Origin of the sequence: Pseudomonas sp. NPDC087615, from assembly GCF_044743445.1 — a bacterium.
Classification (GTDB): Bacteria; Pseudomonadota; Gammaproteobacteria; order Pseudomonadales; family Pseudomonadaceae; genus Aquipseudomonas; species Aquipseudomonas baetica_A.
Map to the genome: position 1 here is coordinate 1 of NZ_JBIUWM010000056.1, position 22,724 is coordinate 22,724.

Consider the following 22,724-nt stretch of genomic DNA (forward strand, 5'->3'; position numbering starts at 1 on the left):
TTTCACCTCCAAGTCGTTCGGCTCACCACCACAGTGAGCTGAACAGCGCCAGTCACGGCGCTACGCGCCATGCCTGGCGCACCACAAAAAAGCCCACTGACCGTCGCCGGCTCAGTGGGCTTTGTGTGTCAGGGTTCTAGTTACAGAGCCATGTCACGTGCAGCGTTTTCCTTCGGTGCAGCAGCCTTGTCAGCGGCAGCCTCTGCAGCCGGAGCCACAGCCTGACCGATCACTGGAGGCGTCGGCAGTTCGAGGATCTTGGCGGTGTAAGCCCACTCTGCAGCCACTTTGGCTGGATCGCTGTTCAGCTGAGTGCCGTAGCTTGGAACGATCTGGTGCAGCTTGGTTTGCCATTCTGGCGTGGCGACTTTGTCTTTGAAGACTTTCTGCAGCACGCTCAGCATGATCGGTGCAGCGGTCGACGCGCCTGGCGATGCGCCCAGCAGGCCGGCGATGGAGCCGTCTTGTGCAGCAACGATTTCGGTGCCCAGTTTCAGCACGCCGCCAGCGGCTTCATCACGCTTGATGATTTGCACGCGTTGGCCGGCTTGCCACAGGCGCCAGTCTTCGGCTTTGGCGTTCGGGAAGTATTCCTTCAGCGAGTTCATGCGGTCTTCATCCGACAGCATCAGTTGGCCAGCAAGGTACTCGACCAGCGGGTATTCCTTGATGCCGACCTTAGTCATCGGCCAGATGTTGTGGGTCGTGGTGCTGGTCAGCAGGTCCAGGTACGAACCTTCTTTCAGGAACTTGGTGCTGAAGGTGGCGAACGGGCCAAACAGCAGGACGCGTTTGCCGTCCAGGACACGGGTGTCCAGGTGCGGCACGGACATTGGCGGAGAGCCAACCGACGCTTTACCGTAGGCCTTGGCCAAGTGTTGTTCGGCGATGGTCGGGTTTTCAGTCACGAGGAACGAACCACCCACCGGGAAGCCGCCATACTCCTTGGCTTCTGGAATGCCCGACTTCTGCAGCAGGTGCAGTGCACCACCGCCGGCGCCGATGAACACGAACTTCGCGTCGGTTTCGGTTTTGGTGCCGTCTTTCAGGTTTTTGTAGCTGACACGCCAGGTGCCGTCGGCGTTTTTGGTGATGTCCTGTACTTCGCTCGACAGTTTCAAGTCGAAGTTAGGCTTGGTCTGCAGGTAACCGGCGAACTGACGGGAGATCTGGAACGCTTCGTTGATCTCGACCGCTTTGGGAATCACTACTTTGCCGGTTTCATCTTCCGGGGTGTAGTTCAGCTCAGCCAGAGCCGAGTGACCGGTACCTGCGTTGTTCCAGCCGTTGGAGCTTTCCAGGGCGACGCCGTCAAGACGCTCGACCATTTCCATCGACCAGCTTGGTTCCAACTCGTTGATCCAAACACCCAGAGTGGTGCTCATGATGCCGCCGCCGATCAACAGCACATCTACTTTCTTTGCCTCTTCCGCCTGAGCGGACGACAGCCCCATCGACAAAGCCAGCCCTAGCAAGGCTGTGTTCACTTTCTTAAACATCTGTTGCACCTATGATAAAACGCCTTCCGCCCGCCGCTGTTATCAGCATGCGATCCGCTTTGATGACGCTCAGGCTGGCGTCGCAGATTCCGGCACACTTCAATTTTGACGGGTGGGCACACAAGGCCGACATGCTGCATCGACCTCAGTTAATGTCCCTTCTGAACTGACTTTTTATCATTATTGGCTTCAGCTACTTGAGCGACAGGGATTCCGTCAGCCCGCCCAAAGGCAAGCAAACTGAATAAGGTCAAACCAAGTTGGCGCGCAGAATATCACGTCAGGGCAAACCCGGGCGTCTGTTCCTGACTTGATAGTCTTTTGCGCTCAGGGACTTATCGGCCGTCAAATGCTGAACATGACACCGGTGAGGACCAGTGATTGTGGATGGGGCGCGGGCGTTCAGGTGTTGATGTTGGGAATACGCCCGTGTTGACACAGCAAAACCCTGTGGGAGCGGGCTTGCCCGCGAGGGCGTCAGTCCAGCCACCTCACGGGCAAGGGCTCCACCCCACTGTCATAACCGAAACCGATCCACCGACTGCGCCAACTGCCCCGCCAGCGTCGACAGTTCATCCGTGGTGTCGGCGGTTTGCCCGATCACCCGGCTATTGCCCTCGGACATCCCCGCAATCATTTCCACTTGATGGGCAATCTCATTGCTGGCCTGGCTTTGCTCACCAATGGTGCGGGTTATGTCGTTGACCAGTTGCGTGGTGCTCAACGTCGCATCAAGGATCTCGCGGATCGCGCGCTCGACATCGGCCGTCACCGCCATCCCCTTGTCGACCTGAGCCACACCTGCCTCCATGCTGCTGACCGCCTCACGGGTGCTGTGCTGGATGCGCGCAACCATTGTGGCGATTTCCTGGGTGGAGGCGCTGGTCCGGGCAGCAAGGTTGCGCACTTCGTCAGCCACCACTGCAAAGCCCCTGCCCTGTTCGCCTGCCCGAGCGGCTTCGATTGCAGCGTTGAGCGCCAACAGATTGGTCTGGTCGGCAATACTCTTGATCACTTGGATGATATTGAAGATGCCCTCGGAGTCCTGATCCAGGGTGCGGATGACCTGCGCCGACTGCTGCGCGGAGCGGGCGATGTCGTCCATGTCACTGACCACTTGATGAATCACACCGCCCCCCTCCTTGGCCAGGGCTTCGGCCTGATTGGCCATGCCCAGTGCGCGTTGGGCATGACGAGTGATTTCCTCGATGCTTGCGGTCATCTGGCTGGCCGCTGCGGCCATGGTCCCGGCGGCGACACTTTGTTGCTGGCTGCTGTCGGCGACCTGATGACAGCCGTGGCTCAGCTTCTCGCTCATGCCGCTGACGCCGTGGGCGTTGCGCCGCACCACATCAATCATGTCGCGTAAATCCCGTTGCATGGTCGCCAGCGTTCGGATCAAGGCACTGGCCTCGTCCTTGCCGGTTGGTTCGGCAATCGGCTCGCTGAGGTTGCCATGGGCAATACTTTCGGCGATGCGGCTGGCGGATTTCAGTGGTGCCATGATGCTCAACATCACCCAGCGCCCTTGCACCAGCAGCAACAACAGACTGGCGATCAGCACCGCTGCGAGCGCGAGATTGGCGTTGCGGATCGCCGCCTCGGTGCCCTCGGCGGTCTGCCGGGTATTGGTTTCGATCAGCTCGCTTAAATCCGCCATTTGCGTTTCGAGCTGACTGAACGCCGTGTTGAACGTACCGAGTTCCTGCTGCGCCGCATCCGGGCTGTCGAGCGCCAACCCGACAATCCGCTCACCCGCGTTGATGTACGTATCGAGACTCGGTTTGACCTGCTCCAATGCGGTACGCAGGGTCGGGTTGATCGGCAATTTGAGGTTCTCATCGAGCACCTCACGAAAATGCCCGGCATGCTCATTGATCGATTCGCGCACCTCGGCCGCCGTGCCGGTGCTTTTGCCAAGCCCCACCAGCATTGCCGAATAGACATCCGCGCGCAGGGCGTCGTGCATCATGTCGGCCTCCATGTGGTTACGCAGCGCACTCATGCTGACGGCATTGTCGCTGACCGCCGACGCCATTCGCAGATTGCCGACGTAACTGACCAGGCTCACGATCAAGGCTGTCAGCAGGCTGGTCGCAATCAGCAACACCAAACGCAGTTTGATCGACACTTTCCAGTCCTCCCTGGGCACGCGTAATTGCGCTCGTCAGGGTTTGAGTTAAGCCTATTTGCGCGCGAATGCAGCCAACACATTGCCAACTGACGAGGCCGATGAAAAACACTGGCAAACGCTCAGGATTGTTCACCGCACGGAACTCCCTCCCACTGCGCCCCTCTCACACTATGTAGTACTTCCCTTTTGCTTCGCGCTTGTGGAGGAATACCGTCATGCGCAAGTCAGTCCTCATTTCTTCTTTACTCTTGTGCCTGCCCGTCGGTTCGGCGCTGGCCCGCGTTGATGCGGGTGATGTCGCCACCTCGGCAGGTGTCTCCGCGTCGCTGTACTCGACCTTCAAGGATCACAAAATGGTGATTCCGGCCCGTGACGACTTGTCTGCATTTGTCGCCAGTGGCGGGGCCATTCGTGGGGTTTATCTTGAGTCGGTACTGCAACAGGTTCGCCAGGACAATCCAGGCATCAACGCCAGCGATGAAGACCTCGCCAACGCGATTCTGGTGCATTACGAAGGCTTGAATCAGTAGCTGCCAGGGATGAAGCGGCCGATGGATGGCACCTGACAGCGCATAGGCAAAATTGTCCGCCGGCCTCTATGATGGAGGCCATGACGACTTCTGCGCCGTTGCGCTCACCCTGCCCGCCCGGCGCCTGCATTTGCGGGCGCGATCCGTTGCTGGAGACGCCCGGCGCGGACCTGCGCATCCTGCGCCTGACCCGCGAGGAGGAAAAACGCTTGCTCGCGCGTCTGGAAAGGCTCAAAGACCTTGCCGACCTCAAGCACCTGCAACAACGCCTGTATGAGCAACTGGGTATCCGCGTCGAGGTCGTACCCGGTTTCAACGAAGTGCGGACCATGCGCGGCATCGCCATTCACATCGATGAATTACCCGGCCTGTGCCGCAAGACCCGGCAGGCAATCCCGGCGGCGATTCGCCGGGGGCTGGAAAATCACCCGCACATTGCTTTCGAACTGCTCAACGCCCACGACTTGCTGCGCGACACCTGATCATTGCTTCATGCCGCCCCGTTTATGCATCTGGGCGGGACCGGATTTGGCTGCGGTCTATTGATTGTGCGTCAGGCCACACCCTTGGCCTGCTGCTCCAGGTGCACCTGCAAATCGGGATCGATCTGCAACGCCGCTGCCAGTTCGTCCAGATAACGGCGTTCGGCGTCTTGCTGATCGTCCACCAGCATCACGCTGGCCAGGTACATTTCGGCGGCCACTGCAGGATCGCCCTGCGCTGACTGGGCCACTTCAGCGGCATCCAGTGGTTTGGCGACTTCGGCATCCAGCCATTGCTGCAATTGCGGATCATCGGTGTGTTTGCCGATTTCGCTGCCGATCATTCGTTTTTCAGCTTCGTCGATGCGCCCGTCAGCCTTGGCGGCCGCGATCAGTGCGCGCAGCACGGCATGGCTGTGCTCTTCAATGTCCGGCCCGGCGAGCAGGTTGGCCGTTTGTGGCGTTTGTGACGGCGCGGCGCTGGCCTGGCTGCGTTGCCAGGCTTGATACGCCTGGTACGCCATCATCCCCAGTGACGCCAGCGCAGCGTATTGGGTGCCGCCGGAACGGCTTTGCGTGCCGCCCCCTGCACCCAGCGCGCCACCCAATGCACCGCCCAAACCGCCCAACCCGCCAAGCCCACCGGCCGCTGAGCCTGCGCGGGTACCCGAGGAGTCCGCACCACCGAGCAGGCCACCCAGCAATCCACCGAGCCCACCCAGGCCATCAGCGGCCGAGGTGCCCCTTTGTTGTCCTGCCGAGGCTTGGCCTCGCAGCAGTTGTTCGAGCAAATCGCTGGTGTTCATGACGTCGTCCTCAGGTCAAGGTATTGACTGTGTCTGGCAACGATAGACCGCTGCGGCCATTGCGCCAACACCGTTGGGCTGCTGCCAAAAACGCTGGCAGATTTCGCCTGCGTATTTTTTCCGCGGCCAGCTAAGATTCAAGGAGGGTGAACCTTATCCCGGCCAGACCGGTCGATAGCTGCAACCCCGACCCGGTTTGCCGGCGCCCTTTGCCCGAGGGTGATACCCGGCTTGCTTCACTTTCTGGAGAACGCCCCCGTGATATCGACCGTCCACCTTGCCAGGCTCAAGGCCTGGGGCGCCCATGGTTTTACCGCGACCGGCGTGGTCACCGCGTTCCTGGCCACCCTTGCGCTGCTGGAAAATCAGCCAACCCATTGCCTGATGTGGCTGGGTGTGGCGCTGATCGTCGATGGCCTCGACGGCGCGCTCGCACGCAAGGTCAATGTGCAATCAGTGTTGCCCAGCTTCGACGGTTCGATCCTTGACCTGGTGATCGATTACCTGACGTACGTCTTCATTCCGGCACTGTTTATCTATCGCTACATTCCCCTGCCCGATTACACGCTGCTGCTGACGGTGTCGCTGATTCTGGTGTCGTCGCTGTTCTGTTTCTGCAACGTCAACATGAAGAGCAAGGACAACTATTTCGTCGGTTTCCCCGCCGCGTGGAATGTGGTTGCTCTGTGCCTTTACATCATCGGTCCCGGTCCGTGGATCACCTTAGTGACGGTGATCGGTCTGGCGCTGCTGACGGTGACGCGGATGAAATTCCTGCACCCGTTTCGCGTACGCCGGTTCATGCCGATCAACATTGCGGTGACGGCGATCTGGCTGCTGTGCAGCCTGTCACTGGTGCTCAATCACCCGGTGATCAATCCGATGGTGATGGCATTGTGGCTGCTGATGTCGGCTTACTTTCTGGGGATCTGTATCTGGCGTACGGCGCTGGAGTGGCTGGATCGATCCCCTGTGAAATAAGCCATTGCACACGGTGGGCGCGGGCTTGCCCGCGAATGTGGTGGGTCAGCCCAAGATGTTTCGACTGATTCACCGTATTCGCGAGCAAGCACGCTCCCACAGGGGAAGTCGCTTGAACGCGGACTAGCGTTTGGTAATGACCACTTCCAGATACTCACTCGGCACCACCAGCGAGTCCTCCCCCGCCCGATTCGACCGGTTGAGCAAATCCGCCAGATCACTCTCCAGCGCCTGACCGCTTTCCGGCGGCAGCGCTGCGAACGCTTTGTGCATCGGCCCATACCAATGGCGAAAGATGTCGATGAAGTGCGCCGCCGAGCGATAGCGAAAATTGAAGGTTCGGCGAGTCACCTGCACCACAAAATCGTGATCATCGAAGTGCTGGTGCAGCCACGCCTCCGTGCCCCAGTTTGACGGCGACTGGGCAATCGCTGGCGGTGGCAGATGGCGGCCCAGGGTTTTGAACATTTGGCCAACGAAGCCTTCCGGCGTCCAGTTCGCCAGGCCGATCCGCCCGCCCCGGCAACAGACCCGCGCCAGTTCGGCGCCAGCCTTGGCTTGATCAGGAGCGAACATGACCCCGAATGTAGACAGCACCGCGGCAAAACTGCCGTCGGCGAACGGCAATGCTTCAGCGTCGGCCACCTGAAACGTCACATCCAGATGCTCGGCCCGGGCGCGATCCTGTCCACGTTCAAGCAGTGCTGCGACGTAATCGGTCGAGGTCACCAGACAGCCCCGGCGGGCCGCCGCCAGCGTCGCATTGCCGTTGCCGGCAGCAACATCCAGCACGGCTTCATCGCAGCGCAGGTCGCAGGCTTCAGCGAGGTTTTCGCCAACGATTTGCAACGTCGTGCCGATCACGGCGTAATCGCCACTGGCCCAAGCGACTTTTTGGCGTTCCTTCAAAGCAGTCAGATCAATCGGGCTACTCATGCAGTCGAACTCCGCTAGAGATGAGTACCGGCATCATTCGGCGGTGGTCGGGTCGATAACCGTCACTACCTGCGCCACGCTGTTGGCCGGGAATCCACCGAGTCTGGCGTGCTCGCGCACCTGTGCTTCATCGGGGGCGATGTACACGCAGTAGATTTTGTCGGCCGTGACATAGCTTTGCAGCCACTGCACCTGAGGCCCGAGTTCGCGCAACGCCTGGCAGGACGTTTGCGACACGGCTTTAAGTTCTTGCTCCGACAGCTTACCGGCCCCTGGAATCTCGCGTTCAATCACGAATTTCGGCATGGCAACCTCGCGTTCTTCTTGTTGTTCGGATTAATTGGAAGGGCCGGCAGCAGCCCTGCTCGACTACTATCGCGCCGAGCCTGCGCAGCGTCTTTGCCGATCGTCCGGCAAGCCTGCAAAACCGGGGCTTTGCCGATGAGTGGTGGAAATCTGTCAAAGCGTTGAAACACCTTCGCCCTTGCCAGCATTCAAGGATCGGTTTCTGATGCGCAATCACCTTCGCAATGGACTGAAGCGATGTCACGGCGTCTCGATTGGCTAGCTCGCTGTTTGCATAAAAGCGACGCCTATGCCGAATGGATTCATCAACAATTTCACTATGAATACGCCCATCAACCCCTTGCTCAATGGCAGGAACGCTTTCGCGCCCGGGACAACGAACAGTGGCTGATGGTGCGCGACCTTTGAGTCATTGGCGCAATACACCGACTGTTGACTCATTGCATGTGATGAACGGCCGACATCAGGCGGTTCACCCGTTATCGCTACTGTCAGGTCTGACAGTAGCGGGACACCACCCGCCTGCTGTTACATGACGGCTGCACAAACTTACCGGGAGGCACCATGACCCTGCTGGAATCCGTCACCCAAGTGTGTACACGTCTGGCGCCAGGTGGCTGGCATTCGCTGATGCTGGCGCATGGCCTGGATATTCTCGCCGTGCCGCTGGACGCCGAACTGCTCAAACCACTGACTATCGACCGCTCGCTGGCAGGCTTTGCGGATTTCTCCTCTGGCGGCAGTCGTGCGATTGAAGCCGCAGCACCGGCCCGCAGCCTGCTTTATCACGCACTGGCCTCGCCACAAGTCACGCTCGACGAAACCGGAAAAGCGCTGCAGATTTTTCCTACCGCAGGCGAAGTTGAGAGCGTTCTGGACTATGTCTACGGCATCCGCACGCCAACACTCGATGACCTGCAACAGCGGGCTCAGGGTGCGCCATTGGCGCTAGTCGCGTTTGCCAGTGAATATCGCTGCGCTGCCGACACCGTCAAAGGCGAGCATGCAGACCTGTGCTTTTCTCGCACGGGCATTGCCCGTGTGGGCACCGACCCCGCGCTTTATGACGCCAGATTGCGCAGCTTTCTGCCTTCCGTGCATGAAGACGCACATGGCATCCGGGTAATGCCTGTGCGCTACAGCGCCTACATTGCCATGCAACTCAAGGGCGACGCCAAGCGCTTCGGGCCGATGGACTTCCAGGTAGATGTCGATCCCGGGCTGGACTTCTGGGTGCCCCTGCACAAGGTATTCAATGGCCCGGAGTGTCTGGCCGACATGGATTTGACGTTGAGGCTGGACAACCATCAGATCAACGAAAAACTGCGGCACATTCATTTGCGTCACACCGGCACCGGTTGGCAGGAACCCGAGATCAGTCGGCCGCCCTTTGTCATCACCGAGGGGCTGGCCGACTGGGCGAACACCACGGATCTGGGACCCGGCCTGCTGCTGCCACAGGTCAGGCTCCGACTGGTTGAGCCGGTCGAGTTTGAGGGGCAGCCGCTGTCCTTTCTGCTGCCGCCCAACACCTCCGGCATGGTGCATGGTCGTCACAAGGTCGAAGCGGACGGCAGCATCGTCGACCTGAACGACCATGAAGGTGTGGAGGAACGGGTTCGTCTAGGCGGGTATCAAGCACTGCACTACCACGACGGTACGGCGGATGGCTGGGTTCGAGCGCGATGCGCGGTTATCGAGAAGCTTTTGCCAACGGTGGCGGCGTATTCGGTGATCGGCCCTCCGGATTTTTTCCCGCTGTGCACCCAGCGCAAGCTGTTGCACTGGGCGGATGAGCAACCCGTCTTCCCCGCACCGGATATCTGGCACGCTCGACTGGAGGCGTTATCCAACGTCCGTTACTGCGCCAATCTGGACTTGAAAGATCAGGTGTTCTCACCGCTGGACCGCGGCGTTACGGCGATTGTCGCGCTACCGACTGAAACAGGGTCTTCGCCCCCGCGCCAGACAGCGTCCGCCGTCTCGCGCCCAACCTCGCTGCCCGATGGCGCAGCCGGGGTTTTCGGCCCTGGATGGGAAGTAGGCTGGGTTCGCCAGCGTGGCGCGGACGATGCTTGGATCAACATCCTCGCCGGCTATCAGATGGCAAGCCCCTTTCCCGAAGACGCCAAAATCTGTGCGGCTCTGGGCTCTTTCTGGCCCGGGCTGGCGCCTGATTCGGCGCGTATCTTCGAGCCGCGCTCAAGCCTGCACACCGTTATCCCACTGACCGATCAGGAAATCGGCCAAGAGGGAGGCATTGCCTGGGATAACCAGCCAGGCCCCCGGCTGATACCGCACGAGGATCGTGTGATCGTTCAGTACCGTGCCTACGCCCATGCCGATTACACCCAAGTGGCCCTCGATCACCGCTTCTGCGTGCAACAGACCGGCAGCACCTCACAATCGGCGTATGAAAACCGAGTACTGTCGATGTATCGGGTATACACCGTGCTCGGTGCCGCCAATGACAAACCGCTGCGCAACAGGTGGCCGGTGTTGTCCTTCCTCGAAGTACAAACGCCCAACGCCGAAGTGGACGACGCGCAGCAGCAAACCGGCATCACGCTTCACGGCTGGATTCATCGCTACTTGATGTTTGAACGCGGCGCTATCTGGACGCCGGAAAGTGACTTCAAGTTGCGCAATGTCGAGGTCGAGCAACAGGTGACCTTTCTCGTCAGCGCCGAAGCAATCCTGATCAAGCGCGAAGACACGCCATGGCAGATTGCTGTTGAAATGCTTTGATGTGGTGGTGGTCGGCGCCGGCCCTGCCGGATGTGCAGCAGCGATCAGTTGCGCCCAGCGCGGCTTGCGTGTGGCACTGATCGAACGTCAGCGCTTCCCAAGGTTTCGCCCCGGTGAGAGCCTGCACCCAGGCATTGAACCGCTTCTGCAACAACTCGGCGTGAGTGCGCCGTTGTTACACCAGCAAGCCATGCGCTTTACCGGCCAATGGGTGCAATGGAACGGGCCGGCGCGTTTCCACGCACTGGGTAGCGATGAACACGGTGCATGGCGGGGTTTTCAAATAGCCAGGGCGCAATTGGATGCGACATTGTTGCGCCAGGCCGAAGGCCTCGGGGTGACTGTGCACCAACCATGTCAGGCCCGACACGTTCTCAAACAGGACAATCGCGTCGTTGGGCTGACTACCACTCACGGGCAGTTTTTTACCTCCTGCCTGATCGATGCCAGCGGGTCGGCGAGTTGGTTGAATCGCCAGCTCCACCTCAAAACCCAAGTGTGTTCACCGCCAATGGTGGCTCGCTACGGCTATCTGCAAGGCTGTATCGCGCCTTATGAAACCGCCCCGCACTTGCTGGCCCATACCACAGGCTGGACATGGATTGCGCAAGTCCAGAAACAACTGCTGCACTGGACACACCTGGACTTCGAAACACCACCTTCAGCCCCACGAAAAGACGTTGACCCAATGCTCCCCGAGGCACTGCGAACACTGCCATCACGCGGCCCGATACGCGGCGCCGACGTGACCTGGCGGATCAGCACGGCAGTGGCCGGTACCGGATATTTCATGGTGGGCGATGCCGCCAGCGTGCTCGATCCGGCATCTTCACATGGCGTGCTCAAAGCCTTGATGACGGGCATGCAGGCAGCGCAAGCCGTGTTCGATTGCCTTCGCCAACCGGCGTTGCAAGCATCGGCGCCAACGCAATATTGCCAATGGCTGAACCATTGGTTCGAGCGTGACAGTGAACAACTCCGCCATTTCTACCGCCAACACCCCTACCCTCCCCGGTGGTTGACCGAGACCTGAATCAGGCAACGTCGGCCACTGCCCTCACCACACCATTAATCGACCTATTTGTTCAGTGTCAGTCTCGCAAACGCAGCTAGACTCAAACAGTACCCAGTCGAGGGGGACGCAGGACTCAGGCCGTGCCCTGCCCGTTTCCATGACCACCGCCCGGTGGCGCATGCCTCGACCCTCAACGCCGCCGGACAGTGATCCTGTTTCAGGAGCACACCTGATGGACGAGGCCCGACTCAACGACTTCATGGGCAAACTGGTCAACGACATGGGCGGCGCGGCGATGCTGGCCAATGTCATCGTCGGCGAAGAACTCGGGCTCTACCGGGCGATGGCCGACAGTCAGCCGATCAGCCCCGAAACCCTTGCCACAAAAACCCGCTGCAACCCGCGCCTGGTACGCGAATGGCTCAGCGCGCACGCCGCCTCCGGCTACATGGAGCACCACGACGGCCAGTTCCGCTTACCGGAAGAACAGGCCCAGGCGCTGGCCGTCGAAGACTCGCCGGTGTACATCGCTGGCGGCCTCGGGGTGGTAGCGTCGTTTTTCCATGACAAGGACAAACTGGTCAAAGCCATGCGCAGTAACGGCGCCCTGCCCTGGGGTGATCATCATCCGTGCATGTTCACCGGCACGGAACGCTTCTTCCGCCCCGGCTATAAAGGTCACTTGATCGCCGAATGGTTGCCGGCCCTGGATGGTGTGGTACCCAAACTCGAGACCGGTGCGAAAGTCGCCGACATCGGCTGCGGCCACGGCGCCTCGACGGTGATAATGGCTCAGGCGTTTCCCAATTCGCGCTTCGTCGGCTACGACTATCACGCACCGTCGATCACCGTCGCCTCCCAACGCGCCGAAGAAGGAGGTGTCAGCAGCCGGGCGAAATTCTTCGAGGGCTCGGCAAAAAGTTACCCTGGCAATGACTACGACCTGATCTGCTATTTCGACTGCCTGCACGACATGGGCGACCCGGTCGGCGCCGCACGCCATGCCTACGACGCGTTGAACGACGACGGCACGGTGTTACTGGTCGAACCGTTTGCCAATGACACGCTGGACGACAACATCAACGCGGTCGGGCGTTTGTTTTATGCCGCGTCGACGTTCATTTGCACCCCGAACTCCCTGTCCCAAGAGGTTGGCCTGGGCCTCGGTGCGCAGGCCGGTGAAGTGCGTCTGCGCAAAGTGTTTGCCGAGGCTGGCTTCAAGCGGTTCCGGCGAGCGACGCAAACGCCGTTCAACCTGATTCTGGAGGCGCGCAAGTAAGCCGTGCCGATCGCGTGCTAACCTGCTGGCACCGTCCTCCCCCGGAGCGCTGACCATGCTCGACAGCCCGATCCGCGAACACTTCGACACGCTGCAACAAGCGATGGCCGAAGGCGACTTTCTGGTACTGACCGGCGCCGGCATCAGCACGCCGTCGGGTATCCCGGATTACCGCGACAGCGACGGTGTGCGCCGTGGACGGCAGCCGATGATGTATCAGGAGTTTCTCGCCGCCCCAGAATCACGCCGCCGCTATTGGGCGCGGGCGATGCTCGGCTGGCCGCGTGTGCGCCAGGCGCGACCGAATGCGGCGCACGAAGCGCTGGCCCATTTGCAGGCGCAGGGGCGAATCAGCGGCTTGATTACGCAGAATGTCGACACCTTGCACGATCAGGCCGGCAGTCCTGACGTCATCGAATTGCACGGCAGTTTGCATCGGGTGCTGTGCCTGGATTGCGGACAGCGAAGTGAGCGCGATGCGATACAGCGGTTGATGGAAATGCACAACCCGTACCTGGCCGGCGTCGATGCGGTGCAGGCGCCGGACGGCGATACCCTGCTCGACCCGGCGTTCGAAGCACGTTTTCAGGTACCGCTATGCCCTCATTGCGCAGGAGAGCGGATGAAACCGGACGTGGTGTTTTTCGGTGAGAACGTCGCGCAACACACCGCGGAGCGGGCCATGACAGCGGCGCAAAATGCGGCAGGAATGCTCGTGGTGGGTTCTTCGTTGATGGCCTATTCGGCGTTTCGCCTGTGCCGGGTCATCGCGGATCGCGGCAAGCCCTTGCTGGCGATCAACCTGGGCAAGACCCGGGCGGATGAATTACTGGATCTGAAGGTTGAAGGGTCGTGCGAGCAACTTTTGCCCCTACTGACACAGCGCCTGACCACCTGAACACGCACAGCCCGCCTCCACAGGGTCAGTATTTTTCCCTCAGAATATCGAACAACGCCTGCGCCGCCGCCGACAGTTCATGACCCGGTTCAGTCAACACGCCAATCGCCCGTTCCACCGAGTCATTCAACGTCAGGCACCGGGCCCCCAGTTCCTGCATCTGCTCGGCACACAACGCCGGCACTGCACTGACTCCCAAGCCACTGGCAACCATCCGCCCGACCGTCGACAGTTGATGGCTTTCGAATTCCACCGGTAGCTTCATGCCGCGAGCCTGCAAATGCTCTTCGAGCATCACCCGCACGGTCGACGGTCGCTGCAAGGTAATGAACGGCTCCAGCAACAAGGTCTGCCAGTCAATCTCGGTGCGTACGGCCAGCGGTGACTCCTGCGAGACCACCGCCACAAACCGATCCATATAGAGCGGTGTAAATGTCATCGAGGTGTTCTGCATCGGTTCGAACGCCACGCCCAACTCCACTTGCCGGTCGCGGACCATTTCCAATACTTGCTCGTTGATCACGTCGTTGACCGTGACGCTGACGTTCGGATACCGCGCCCGAAAGGTCTTGAGGATCGGCGGCAGCAGATTTCCGGCAAACGACGGCATCGCCGCCAGCGTGACTCGCCCGCGTTGCAGGCTGAAGCGTTGGCGCATTTCGTCTTCGGCGTTGTCCCAGTCGGCAATCAGGCGCCGAGCCAGCGGCAGCAAGGATTCACCCTCCGCCGTCAGCGCCACATTGCGGGTGTTGCGGCTGAACAGACGCCCACCGAGCCCCTCTTCCAAGGCTTTGATGGTCAGGCTCAGCGCCGATTGCGACAGGTGCAACCGCTCGCAGGCGACGGCAAAACTCAGGCTTTGGGCCACGGCGAGGAAGGCGCGGATCTGCTTGATGGTCATGAACGCTATGCTTCCGTATCAGAATCCAATGGATTATTGATCTTTATCAATCAATCAACCTTAAAAATCAACTTAACAAATATATCCTTCAGCGAGACACTCCAATCATTCGGCTAGCCAGCCGCCCGCAAATAATAAAAGAGGTGCATATGGCAGGTTTCGACAAGCGCGTGAGTTCCTACGAGGAAGCTCTGGCCGGGCTTGAAGACGGTATGACCGTCATCGCCGGCGGCTTTGGTCTGTGTGGCATTCCGGAAAACCTGATCGCCGAGATCAAGCGCAAAGGCACCCGCGACCTCACCGTCGTGTCCAACAACTGCGGCGTCGATGGCTTTGGTCTCGGCGTACTGCTGACCGACCGCCAGATCAGCAAAGTCGTCGCCTCCTACGTCGGCGAAAACAAGCTGTTCGAAGAGCAACTGCTCAAAGGCGAAATCGAAGTCACCCTGACCCCGCAAGGCACTCTCGCCGAAAAAATGCGCGCAGGCGGCGCTGGCATTCCGGCCTTCTTCACCGCCACGGGCGTCGGCACCCCGGTCGCCGAAGGCAAGGAAGTGCGTGAATTCAACGGTCGCAAGTACCTGATGGAAGAGTCCATCACCGGCGACTTCGCCATCGTCAAAGGCTGGAAAGCCGACCATTTCGGTAACGTCATCTATCGTCACACCGCGCAGAACTTCAACCCGCTGGCCGCCACTGCCGGCAAGATCACCGTGGTCGAAGTCGAAGAAATCGTCGAACCCGGCGAACTGGACCCCGCCCATATCCACACCCCGGGCATCTACGTCGACCGGGTCATTTGCGGCACGTTCGAAAAACGCATCGAACAGCGCACCATCCGCAAATAATTCAGGCTGACGGAGAATAAAAACATGGCACTTTCCCGCGAACAAATGGCTCAGCGCGTCGCCCGCGAAATGCAGGACGGCTACTACGTGAACCTTGGCATCGGCATTCCGACCCTGGTCGCCAACTACATCCCTGAAGGCATGGAAGTCATGCTGCAATCGGAAAACGGCCTGCTCGGCATGGGACCTTTTCCGACTGAAGAAACCATCGACGCCGACATGATCAACGCCGGCAAACAAACCGTGACCGCACGTATCGGCGCGTCGATCTTCTCCTCCGCCGAATCCTTTGCGATGATCCGCGGCGGTCATGTCGATCTGACCGTTCTGGGTGCGTTCGAAGTGGACGTTGAAGGCAACATCGCCTCGTGGATGATTCCCGGCAAACTGGTCAAGGGCATGGGCGGCGCCATGGATCTGGTGGCTGGCGCAGACAACATCATCGTCATCATGACTCACGCCTCCAAGGACGGTGAGTCCAAGCTGTTATCCAAGTGCAGCCTGCCACTCACCGGTGCTGGGTGCATCAAGCGGGTGCTGACCGATCTTGCCTATCTCGAAATCGAGAACGGTGCGTTCATTCTCAAAGAGCGCGCGCCGGGTGTCAGCGTCGAAGAGATCGTCGCCAAAACCGCCGGAAAACTGATCGTGCCTGACCACGTACCGGAAATGCAGTTCGCTGCCCAGTGAGGAATTCGAAAATGCAAGACGTCGTAATTGTTGCCGCCACGCGTACCGCGATCGGCAGTTTCCAGGGCTCCCTGGCCAGCGTTAGCGCGGTTGATCTGGGCGCGGCGGTGATCCGCCAGTTGCTCGAACAGACCGGACTGGACGGTGCGCAGGTCGATGAAGTGATCATGGGCCAGGTGCTGACGGCCGGCGCCGGCCAAAACCCGGCGCGTCAAGCGGCAATCAAGGCTGGCTTGCCTCACGCCGTGCCAGCCATGACCCTGAACAAGGTCTGCGGTTCAGGCCTCAAGGCCCTGCACCTGGGCGCACAGGCGATCCGTTGCGGCGACGCTGACGTGATCATTGCCGGTGGCCAGGAGAACATGAGCCTGTCCAACTACGTGATGCCGGGCGCACGCACCGGTCTGCGCATGGGTCATGCGCAAATCGTCGACACCATGATCAGCGATGGCCTGTGGGATGCGTTCAACGATTACCACATGGGCATCACTGCCGAGAATCTGGTCGACAAATACGACATCAGCCGCGAACAGCAGGACGCCTTCGCGGCCGCCTCGCAGCAAAAAGCAGCCGCAGCCACCGAGGCTGGGCGCTTCGTTGATGAAATCACCCCGATCCTGATTCCGCAGCGCAAGGGCGATCCGGTCGCGTTCAAGGTTGATGAACAGCCACGCGGCGAAACCACTGCCCAATCCCTGGCGAAACTGCGCCCGGCATTCAAAAAGGACGGCAGCGTCACCGCCGGCAATGCTTCATCGCTCAACGACGGCGCTGCCGCCGTGATCCTGATGAGCGCCGAAAAAGCCAAAGCGCTGGGCCTGCCCGTGCTGGCGACCATCGCCGCTTACGCCAACGCCGGTGTTGACCCGGCGATCATGGGCATCGGCCCGGTCTCAGCCACCCGCCGCTGCCTGGACAAGGCGGGCTGGTCGATTGAGCAACTGGATCTGATCGAAGCCAACGAAGCGTTCGCCGCACAATCGCTGGCGGTGGCCAAGGATCTGCAATGGGATCTGGACAAGGTCAACGTCAACGGCGGAGCCATCGCTTTGGGTCACCCGATCGGCGCATCGGGTTGCCGCGTGCTGGTGACCTTGCTGCACGAAATGATCAAGCGTGATGCGAAAAAGGGTCTGGCGACCCTGTGCATCGGAGGCGGCCAAGGCGTCGCCCTGGCGCTGCAACGCGCATAAAGAGCAATACAGACAGCGGGCGGATCCACGACATCCGCTCGCTGTCCCCTACGTATAACCCTCCCATCCTGGATCGAGAACAGCCCCAAATCTCGTACCCACCACCATCCCCCCCGTGGGAGCGGGCTTGCTCGCGAAGGCGTCCGGCCAGCCAACATCTCCGGTGACTGACACACCGCATTCGCGAGCTATAAGGGGTCAGCCCAGCCAGCAAAGCTCTAAGGCTTGCGCAGCAAATACGTATCCATAATCCACCCATGCTCAGCCCGCGCCGCCTTGCGCACCTGCTCGATTTGATCCGCCACCTCCCCGAGTTTGCCGCTGATGAGAATTTCATCCGGCGTCCCCAGGTAAGCCCCCCAGTAAATCTCGGTCTGCGGATCGGCTACCCGGTGGTAGGCATCTTCGGCATCAAGCATGACCACCAGACTGTCCGCATCACTCACCTGCCCTGCCGCCAAACGCCGGCCCGTGGTGATTTCAACCGAGCGACCAATCGTGTTCAGCGGCACTTTGTGCTGCGCCGCCAACGCCTGAACGCTGGTGATGCCGGGAATCACTTCGAACTCGAACTCACAGGTACCCGACGCCAGAAGCGCCCGCAGGATACGAACGGTGCTGTCGTACAAAGCGGGATCGCCCCACACCAGAAAACCGCCACACTGGCCATCAATCAGCTCTTCATTGATCAGTCGTGCAAAGGTTTGCTGCTTCGCCTGGTTCAGATCATCGATGCTGGTGGCGTAGTCCACGTTGCCACGCTCACGCTCCGGGCTGTGGACTTGGGCGAAGCGGTAGGCGGGACCCGAGATGTAGCGCTCGCAGATCTCGCGGCGCAGATCGATCAATTTTTCCTTGCTCTGGCCTTTATCCATCAAAAAAAACACATCCACCCGATTCAGCGCCTTCACCGCTTGCATCGTGATGTAGTCCGGGTTGCCAGCGCCAATGCCGATGACCAGCAGTCGCTTCATCAGATAGCGCCTCCGTCATCAAGACTGGGCAGACGCAGGCGCCAGCGCTCGGTGAAGCGCAGTTCGACCACTGACAGTGGCTCGACATCGATGTAATGAAAGGCCGAGCCGCGCATCATCTGGATCAACGCGGCGCGGATGATAAACGGATGGGTGACCGCCACGACGTGTCCCGGCGTGGTTTGCAAACTGACCAGCCATGCCGCCACCCGTTCACACAGATGCGCAACCGACTCACCGCCGTGGGGCGTGGCGTGTGGGTCTTGGAGCCAGGCGTACAGCGCTTGTTCCTGTTTAAGTTGCAGGTCCTTGATCGACTGGCCGTGCCAGCGCCCCCAGTCACAGTCACGCAACACCTCGTCAACTTGCGCATCCGCGCCGAACCACGCCGCCGTCTGGCGGGTGCGCAATTCAGGGCCGCAGATCAAACGCCGGGCGGAACTGAAACGTGAGGCCAACGCATCAGACGCTGGCCGGATATTTTCAACAGGCTCATTCGTAGGAAAACGCGCCAATTTCTGTGCGACGGTTCGCGCGTGGCAAATCAGTGTCAAACGGGTGGTCTGCACAATGAATTCCTCTGTCGAGCACCATGAAATCAACGGTCTAATGCCGAAGTGTTGGCAATTGTGCCGTAAATAAAGGGCTCCAGGGCTGCCCGATGAAATACCGCGATACCCGCCGACATTGGGAAAGCGGCAATATCTGACACCTCCACGAGCAATGGACTACAAGGCACGTCGACTTCCGTGTAGCCCTTGTTACACGGGCATCTCGCCCTGTTTTGGAGCCGTTTCAACACGATAAAAAATTCACTAGACATGTAGCGTAAATTACATAAATACTGTTTTAGCGAATTGTGAAGCGAATTCGACACCCTCATCCAGCAGGAGCCAGGATGCCCCCTCTCAGAGACCTGATCACCGACCCCGACCTCGATCTTACGCCGTCGGAGCGCAAAGTCGTTCGCGCCTTGCTTGATCAGTACCCGCGCAACGGCCTGGGGCCGATGGCACGACTGGCCGAACATGCCGGTGTCAGCGACCCGACCATCGTGCGCCTGGTAAAGAAACTCGGCTTCGGCGGTTATGCCCAATTCCAGGATGCGCTGCTCAGCGACATGGACCACCGCCTGCGCTCGCCGCGCACCCTGTTGCAACCGCGCGCGCACCAGAACAAGGATGACGCCTGGAGCCACTACCTGAGCGACAGCCATCGTCTACTGGTCGAAACCCAATCGCTGACTCAACCCGAAGATGTGCGCATTCTCACGGACTGGCTGCTCGACGCCCGACATCAGGTGTACTGCTTTGGCGGGCGCTTCAGCAGCCTGATGGCGAACTACCTGCTCAATCACTTACGCCTGCTGCGCCCCGGTTGCTTTGCCTTGGAAGACAATGCGCAACTGCCCGATCGCCTGTTCGATCTGCAGCGCCAGGACGTCGTGCTGGTGTTCGACTATCGCCGCTACCAGACACAAGCCCTGCGCGTCGCTAGCGCAGCAAAAAACAATAACGCCCGAGTGGTGCTGTTCACCGACATCTACGCCTCGCCGCTGCGCGAACTCGCCGACCTGATCATCAGCGCCCCGGTGGAGTCGGCCTCGCCGTTCGACACCATGGTGCCGGCACTGGCTCAGGTAGAAGCGCTGATTGTCTGTCTGACCCTGCGCAGTGAGAATCTGGCCGATCGCCTGGAAGGCATCGACGCCCTGCGCAACGACTTCAACACCCACCTGCTGGAGGATAAATAAGGATGTTCAGCCTTCCCCACCGCTCGCCGCGGGACTTGCCATTTGTCACCGACCACACCGCGTTGCTGCTGGTGGACATGCAGCGTGCCTGGCTCGAACCGCAGTTCGACCCGCACCTGAACGGCCCGGACGCCGAGTACTTCCTGACCCGCACCCACATGCAGGTGGTGCCCAATCAACGCCGGTTGCTCAGTGCCTTTCGTCAGACGCGGCAGAACGTACTGCACACCCTTATTGAAAGCCTGACCGCCGATGGCCGCGACCGCTCGCTTGACCATAAGCTCTCGGACATGCACCTGCCCAAGGGCAGCTCACAGGCGCGGATCATTGATGACCTGACCCCGGTGGAAAACGAAATCGTCCTGCCGAAAACCTCTTCCGGGGTCTTCAACTCGACCAACATCGACTATGTGCTGCGCAATCTGCAAACCCGCCATCTGATCGTCGCCGGCATCGTTACCGACCAGTGCGTCGACATGGCGGTGCGCGATGCCGCCGACCGAGGCTATCTGGTGACCCTGGTCGAAGACGCCTGCGCCACTTACAGCGCCGAGCGCCATCACGCCTGTCTGAACGCGATCAAGGGTTATTGCTGGATCACCGACACCGACACCGTGCTCGCTCGGTTGCAGGAGATGCAGCCATGAGCGCACGCCTGACACCGCTGCCAATGACCACTATCGTCACCACCGACCTGATCGGCATCACCCGTGGCCGCTCGTTCCCCACCGACGAACTTGAACTCTACCAGGCCGCCGGTTGTGGCTGGGTGCCCGCCAACAGCGCCTTGACGCCTCAGGACATCATCGCCTCGACCAATCCATGGGGCGCCTATGGCGACCTGCGTTTGATCCCGGATCTGGCCAGCCGCGTCATTGTCGGCAACGGCCCGGATGCCGACGCTCCGGCGCTGGATTTCATTCACGGCGACATCCGCGAAACCGATGGCCGTCCGTGGGGGGCCTGCCCGCGTACGCTGCTGCGTGATGAGGTGGAACGTTATCGCGATCAGTTGGGTTTGCAGGTCAACGCCGCGTTTGAACACGAGTTCAATCTGCACGCCGGTTTTGCCGAACATCTGGCGTTTTCCCTCGAAGCCCAGCGTCAGGGCGCCGAATTCGGCGGCTGGCTGCTCAGCGCCTTGCGCGCCGGTGGCGTCGAACCGGAAATGTTCCTGCCCGAATACGGCAAGCACCAATACGAAATCACCTGTCGCCCGACCTTGGGTGTCGCCGCCGCGGATCGTGCGGTGAACGTGCGCGAAATCACCCGCGAGATCGCCCGACAGATGGGCCTGGACCTGAGTTTCGCACCGAAGACCTCGGCGGACGCGGTATGCAACGGCGTGCACCTGCACGCCAGCCTGCTCGACCTGGCCGGTCAGCCGATGCTCTACGACGCTGGCACCAGCAACGGCTTGTCGACCCTCGGCCAGCATTGGGCGGCGGGAGTTCTGCATTATTTGCCGGCGCTGTGTGCGTTCACCGCGCCAACCCCGGTGTCGTATGAGCGCTTGCAGCCGCACCACTGGAGTGCGTCCTACGCGTGCTTGGGCCAACAGAACCGTGAAGCGGCGCTGCGCATCTGCCCGACCGTGACACTGGGCGGCAAATCCGTGGCCACACAGTTCAACCTCGAATTCCGTGCAATGGACGCCACCGCCTCGCCGCACCTGGCCATGGCCGCGCTGCTGATCGCCGGCCGGTTGGGGATCGAACAGCGTCTGGCGCTGAACGCGATCACCGATGAAATTCCCGATTCACTCAACGACGAGCAACGCAAGGCCCGGGGTATCGTTGCCCTGCCCGCCTCGCTGGCCCAGGCGCTGGATTGCCTGCGCGACAGTGCAGCCTTCAATGAATGGCTGCCCAAGCCGTTGCTCGACACGTATTACGCCCTTAAAACCGAGGAACTGGCGCTGACGGAACAGCTCTCGCCCGCTGACCTGTGTGAGCACTATGCACGCCTGTACTGAGCCCGCCGAGCTTGGGTTGTATACCCGACCGGTCTACAACCTGAGCCGCGCCGACTCGACGCATCCGGTGATTCTGGTGTGCGAGCACGCCAGCCATTACATCCCCGCGGCCCTGAACAACCTCGGCCTGGACGATATCGCCGCGCGTGAACACATCGCCTGGGACATCGGAGCATTGCAACTCGCCGAGCAGTTGTCGCAAACACTCGGTGCAACGCTGTTGAGCGCCAACTATTCACGTCTGTTGATCGACCTGAATCGGCCACGGCACGCCCCGGACAGCATTCCGGCGCAAAGTGAGATTTATCAGGTGCCGGGTAACCGCGAGCTGGACGAAGCCACCCGCGAATACCGGCGCCAAACACTGTTCAAACCGTTCCACACGCGCTTGCAAATGTTGATTGACGAGCGGATTGCGCAGGGCCAACCGGTACGGGTGGTGGGGATTCACAGTTTCACGCCGGTGTATTACGGCCAGCCGCGCCCCATGGAAGTCGGCGTGCTGTTCGGTCAGGCCAAGGCATATGCCCAGCGTCTGCTCGAAGGTCTGGACCAACACCCGTTGAACGTGGCCGGCAATCAGCCGTACAGAATTGACCCGCTCGGCGACATGACCGTGCCGGTACACGGCGATGCACGGGGCTTGGATTCAGTGCTCATCGAGGTGCGCAACGACTTGCTGCACAGCCCCGAGGCCGTATCGCGCTGGGCCGGATACCTCGCACCATTGCTGTAAAGAAACACTGCTGACGCTGTAAATGATGGACCGATAGAAC

At 60.4% G+C, this 22,724-nt stretch carries 23 protein-coding genes and 1 pseudogene; 15 read left to right on the forward strand and 9 right to left on the reverse strand.

All coding sequences use genetic code 11. The annotated features are described in order from the left end of the window. Nucleotides 1–140: 140 nt before the first annotated feature. The 3 genes and pseudogenes from ACIOU6_RS22700 to ACIOU6_RS22710 form a co-directional block, all read right to left on the reverse strand. The gene (locus tag ACIOU6_RS22700; protein ID WP_401138963.1) at nucleotides 141–1,499 is read right to left on the reverse strand and encodes a malate:quinone oxidoreductase; all 1,359 of its coding nucleotides are present in this window, start codon (nucleotides 1,497–1,499) and stop codon (nucleotides 141–143) included. Nucleotides 1,500–2,016: 517 nt separating this feature from the next. Beyond that, nucleotides 2,017–2,880, reverse strand: coding sequence for a methyl-accepting chemotaxis protein (locus ACIOU6_RS22705; protein ID WP_401138981.1), 864 nt, complete (start codon nucleotides 2,878–2,880; stop codon nucleotides 2,017–2,019). Beyond that, nucleotides 2,872–3,651, reverse strand: a pseudogene (locus ACIOU6_RS22710) (HAMP domain-containing protein); the annotation flags it as partial. The gene ACIOU6_RS22705 and the pseudogene ACIOU6_RS22710, both read right to left, overlap by 9 nt. A 197-nt stretch (nucleotides 3,652–3,848) precedes the next feature. Between ACIOU6_RS22710 and ACIOU6_RS22715 the strand changes: the two are divergent. Beyond that, nucleotides 3,849–4,163 (forward strand): DUF2388 domain-containing protein, encoded by a 315-nt coding sequence (locus ACIOU6_RS22715; RefSeq protein ID WP_221733806.1) that lies wholly within the window; start codon nucleotides 3,849–3,851, stop codon nucleotides 4,161–4,163. Nucleotides 4,164–4,243: 80 nt separating this feature from the next. Then, the gene (locus ACIOU6_RS22720) at nucleotides 4,244–4,645 is read left to right on the forward strand and encodes a hypothetical protein (RefSeq protein WP_221733807.1); all 402 of its coding nucleotides are present in this window, start codon (nucleotides 4,244–4,246) and stop codon (nucleotides 4,643–4,645) included. Between the two features lie 71 nt (nucleotides 4,646–4,716). Here the strand turns inward: ACIOU6_RS22720 and ACIOU6_RS22725 are convergent, their stop codons facing one another. Then, the gene (locus ACIOU6_RS22725; protein WP_401138964.1) at nucleotides 4,717–5,451 is read right to left on the reverse strand and encodes a tellurite resistance TerB family protein; all 735 of its coding nucleotides are present in this window, start codon (nucleotides 5,449–5,451) and stop codon (nucleotides 4,717–4,719) included. A 258-nt stretch (nucleotides 5,452–5,709) separates the two neighbouring features. On the opposite strand from ACIOU6_RS22725, the gene pcsA reads away from it, so the two are divergent. Next, nucleotides 5,710–6,432: a phosphatidylcholine synthase gene (gene pcsA / locus ACIOU6_RS22730; RefSeq protein ID WP_221733809.1), complete on the forward strand. Its 723-nt coding sequence runs from the start codon at nucleotides 5,710–5,712 to the stop codon at nucleotides 6,430–6,432. A gap of 123 nt (nucleotides 6,433–6,555) precedes the next feature. Here the strand turns inward: pcsA and ACIOU6_RS22735 are convergent, their stop codons facing one another. Continuing rightward, nucleotides 6,556–7,368 carry a class I SAM-dependent methyltransferase gene (locus ACIOU6_RS22735; RefSeq protein WP_401138965.1) on the reverse strand — a complete coding sequence of 271 codons (813 nt, stop codon included), beginning with the start codon at nucleotides 7,366–7,368 and terminating at the stop codon, nucleotides 6,556–6,558. Nucleotides 7,369–7,401: 33 nt separating this feature from the next. Further along, entirely contained in the window at nucleotides 7,402–7,674 is a 273-nt protein-coding gene (locus tag ACIOU6_RS22740) for a DUF4242 domain-containing protein (protein ID WP_221733811.1), read from the reverse strand. Nucleotides 7,675–7,911: 237 nt separating this feature from the next. Here ACIOU6_RS22740 and ACIOU6_RS22745 point away from each other — a divergent pair, with 237 nt between their 5' ends. From ACIOU6_RS22745 to ACIOU6_RS22765, 5 genes are all read left to right on the forward strand, one after another. Next, a complete protein-coding gene (locus tag ACIOU6_RS22745; protein WP_260456148.1) occupies nucleotides 7,912–8,082 on the forward strand; it encodes a hypothetical protein in 171 nt (56 codons plus the stop codon). Nucleotides 8,083–8,238: 156 nt separating this feature from the next. After that, a complete protein-coding gene (locus tag ACIOU6_RS22750) occupies nucleotides 8,239–10,422 on the forward strand; it encodes a hypothetical protein (RefSeq protein WP_401138966.1) in 2,184 nt (727 codons plus the stop codon). Further along, nucleotides 10,409–11,455, forward strand: coding sequence for an NAD(P)/FAD-dependent oxidoreductase (locus ACIOU6_RS22755; RefSeq protein WP_401138967.1), 1,047 nt, complete (start codon nucleotides 10,409–10,411; stop codon nucleotides 11,453–11,455). Before ACIOU6_RS22750 ends, ACIOU6_RS22755 begins: the two co-directional genes overlap by 14 nt. A 214-nt stretch (nucleotides 11,456–11,669) precedes the next feature. After that, on the forward strand, nucleotides 11,670–12,716 hold the full coding sequence (locus ACIOU6_RS22760) for a class I SAM-dependent methyltransferase (RefSeq protein WP_401138968.1): 1,047 nt from the start codon (nucleotides 11,670–11,672) through the stop codon (nucleotides 12,714–12,716). A gap of 55 nt (nucleotides 12,717–12,771) precedes the next feature. Then, nucleotides 12,772–13,614: an NAD-dependent protein deacetylase gene (locus tag ACIOU6_RS22765; RefSeq protein WP_221733815.1), complete on the forward strand. Its 843-nt coding sequence runs from the start codon at nucleotides 12,772–12,774 to the stop codon at nucleotides 13,612–13,614. Between the two features lie 25 nt (nucleotides 13,615–13,639). Here the strand turns inward: ACIOU6_RS22765 and ACIOU6_RS22770 are convergent, their stop codons facing one another. Next, nucleotides 13,640–14,515 carry a LysR substrate-binding domain-containing protein gene (locus ACIOU6_RS22770; RefSeq protein ID WP_401138969.1) on the reverse strand — a complete coding sequence of 292 codons (876 nt, stop codon included), beginning with the start codon at nucleotides 14,513–14,515 and terminating at the stop codon, nucleotides 13,640–13,642. 149 nt (nucleotides 14,516–14,664) lie between these two features. Here ACIOU6_RS22770 and ACIOU6_RS22775 point away from each other — a divergent pair, with 149 nt between their 5' ends. Genes ACIOU6_RS22775 through ACIOU6_RS22785 form a run of 3 tightly spaced genes read left to right on the forward strand, consistent with a single transcriptional unit; the run spans nucleotide 14,665 to nucleotide 17,246 of the window. Next, nucleotides 14,665–15,363, forward strand: a complete 699-nt coding sequence (locus tag ACIOU6_RS22775; RefSeq protein ID WP_221733817.1) for a CoA transferase subunit A — start codon at nucleotides 14,665–14,667, stop codon at nucleotides 15,361–15,363. A gap of 24 nt (nucleotides 15,364–15,387) precedes the next feature. Further along, nucleotides 15,388–16,053, forward strand: a complete 666-nt coding sequence (locus tag ACIOU6_RS22780) for a CoA transferase subunit B (RefSeq protein ID WP_221733818.1) — start codon at nucleotides 15,388–15,390, stop codon at nucleotides 16,051–16,053. A gap of 11 nt (nucleotides 16,054–16,064) precedes the next feature. Further along, the gene (locus ACIOU6_RS22785; protein ID WP_401138970.1) at nucleotides 16,065–17,246 is read left to right on the forward strand and encodes an acetyl-CoA C-acetyltransferase; all 1,182 of its coding nucleotides are present in this window, start codon (nucleotides 16,065–16,067) and stop codon (nucleotides 17,244–17,246) included. A gap of 218 nt (nucleotides 17,247–17,464) precedes the next feature. Here ACIOU6_RS22785 and cobF read toward each other — a convergent pair whose 3' ends face one another. Both cobF and ACIOU6_RS22795 read right to left on the reverse strand, forming a co-directional pair. Continuing rightward, nucleotides 17,465–18,220: a precorrin-6A synthase (deacetylating) gene (cobF, locus tag ACIOU6_RS22790; RefSeq protein WP_401138971.1), complete on the reverse strand. Its 756-nt coding sequence runs from the start codon at nucleotides 18,218–18,220 to the stop codon at nucleotides 17,465–17,467. Beyond that, nucleotides 18,220–18,789: a histidine phosphatase family protein gene (locus ACIOU6_RS22795; protein WP_221733821.1), complete on the reverse strand. Its 570-nt coding sequence runs from the start codon at nucleotides 18,787–18,789 to the stop codon at nucleotides 18,220–18,222. The genes cobF and ACIOU6_RS22795 overlap by 1 nt, the downstream gene beginning before the upstream one ends. Before the next feature lie 329 nt (nucleotides 18,790–19,118). On the opposite strand from ACIOU6_RS22795, the gene ACIOU6_RS22800 reads away from it, so the two are divergent. Genes ACIOU6_RS22800 through ACIOU6_RS22815 form a run of 4 tightly spaced genes read left to right on the forward strand, consistent with a single transcriptional unit; the run spans nucleotide 19,119 to nucleotide 22,684 of the window. Next, nucleotides 19,119–19,973 carry a MurR/RpiR family transcriptional regulator gene (locus ACIOU6_RS22800; RefSeq protein WP_221733822.1) on the forward strand — a complete coding sequence of 285 codons (855 nt, stop codon included), beginning with the start codon at nucleotides 19,119–19,121 and terminating at the stop codon, nucleotides 19,971–19,973. Between the two features lie 2 nt (nucleotides 19,974–19,975). Further along, nucleotides 19,976–20,620, forward strand: a complete 645-nt coding sequence (locus tag ACIOU6_RS22805) for an isochorismatase family cysteine hydrolase (RefSeq protein WP_221733823.1) — start codon at nucleotides 19,976–19,978, stop codon at nucleotides 20,618–20,620. Then, nucleotides 20,617–21,948, forward strand: coding sequence for a glutamine synthetase (locus tag ACIOU6_RS22810; protein ID WP_401138972.1), 1,332 nt, complete (start codon nucleotides 20,617–20,619; stop codon nucleotides 21,946–21,948). The genes ACIOU6_RS22805 and ACIOU6_RS22810 overlap by 4 nt, the downstream gene beginning before the upstream one ends. After that, nucleotides 21,932–22,684, forward strand: a complete 753-nt coding sequence (locus ACIOU6_RS22815; protein WP_401138973.1) for an N-formylglutamate amidohydrolase — start codon at nucleotides 21,932–21,934, stop codon at nucleotides 22,682–22,684. The genes ACIOU6_RS22810 and ACIOU6_RS22815 overlap by 17 nt, the downstream gene beginning before the upstream one ends. Nucleotides 22,685–22,724 lie beyond the last annotated feature (40 nt).

Excerpts from the sequence above, each read along its gene's own strand:
- ACIOU6_RS22700 (WP_401138963.1), bottom strand. The coding sequence starts at position 1,499 with ATGTTTAAGAAAGTGAACACAGCCTTGCTAGGGCTGGCTTTGTCGATG.
- ACIOU6_RS22705 (WP_401138981.1), bottom strand. The coding sequence starts at position 2,880 with ATGCAACGGGATTTACGCGACATGATTGATGTGGTGCGGCGCAACGCC.
- ACIOU6_RS22715 (WP_221733806.1), top strand. The coding sequence starts at position 3,849 with ATGCGCAAGTCAGTCCTCATTTCTTCTTTACTCTTGTGCCTGCCCGTC.
- ACIOU6_RS22720 (WP_221733807.1), top strand. The coding sequence starts at position 4,244 with ATGACGACTTCTGCGCCGTTGCGCTCACCCTGCCCGCCCGGCGCCTGC.
- ACIOU6_RS22725 (WP_401138964.1), bottom strand. The coding sequence starts at position 5,451 with ATGAACACCAGCGATTTGCTCGAACAACTGCTGCGAGGCCAAGCCTCG.
- ACIOU6_RS22735 (WP_401138965.1), bottom strand. The coding sequence starts at position 7,368 with ATGAGTAGCCCGATTGATCTGACTGCTTTGAAGGAACGCCAAAAAGTC.
- ACIOU6_RS22740 (WP_221733811.1), bottom strand. The coding sequence starts at position 7,674 with ATGCCGAAATTCGTGATTGAACGCGAGATTCCAGGGGCCGGTAAGCTG.
- ACIOU6_RS22745 (WP_260456148.1), top strand. The coding sequence starts at position 7,912 with ATGTCACGGCGTCTCGATTGGCTAGCTCGCTGTTTGCATAAAAGCGAC.
- ACIOU6_RS22750 (WP_401138966.1), top strand. The coding sequence starts at position 8,239 with ATGACCCTGCTGGAATCCGTCACCCAAGTGTGTACACGTCTGGCGCCA.
- ACIOU6_RS22760 (WP_401138968.1), top strand. The coding sequence starts at position 11,670 with ATGGACGAGGCCCGACTCAACGACTTCATGGGCAAACTGGTCAACGAC.
- ACIOU6_RS22765 (WP_221733815.1), top strand. The coding sequence starts at position 12,772 with ATGCTCGACAGCCCGATCCGCGAACACTTCGACACGCTGCAACAAGCG.
- ACIOU6_RS22770 (WP_401138969.1), bottom strand. The coding sequence starts at position 14,515 with ATGACCATCAAGCAGATCCGCGCCTTCCTCGCCGTGGCCCAAAGCCTG.
- ACIOU6_RS22775 (WP_221733817.1), top strand. The coding sequence starts at position 14,665 with ATGGCAGGTTTCGACAAGCGCGTGAGTTCCTACGAGGAAGCTCTGGCC.
- ACIOU6_RS22780 (WP_221733818.1), top strand. The coding sequence starts at position 15,388 with ATGGCACTTTCCCGCGAACAAATGGCTCAGCGCGTCGCCCGCGAAATG.
- ACIOU6_RS22785 (WP_401138970.1), top strand. The coding sequence starts at position 16,065 with ATGCAAGACGTCGTAATTGTTGCCGCCACGCGTACCGCGATCGGCAGT.
- cobF (WP_401138971.1), bottom strand. The coding sequence starts at position 18,220 with ATGAAGCGACTGCTGGTCATCGGCATTGGCGCTGGCAACCCGGACTAC.
- ACIOU6_RS22800 (WP_221733822.1), top strand. The coding sequence starts at position 19,119 with ATGCCCCCTCTCAGAGACCTGATCACCGACCCCGACCTCGATCTTACG.
- ACIOU6_RS22805 (WP_221733823.1), top strand. The coding sequence starts at position 19,976 with ATGTTCAGCCTTCCCCACCGCTCGCCGCGGGACTTGCCATTTGTCACC.
- ACIOU6_RS22810 (WP_401138972.1), top strand. The coding sequence starts at position 20,617 with ATGAGCGCACGCCTGACACCGCTGCCAATGACCACTATCGTCACCACC.
- ACIOU6_RS22815 (WP_401138973.1), top strand. The coding sequence starts at position 21,932 with ATGCACGCCTGTACTGAGCCCGCCGAGCTTGGGTTGTATACCCGACCG.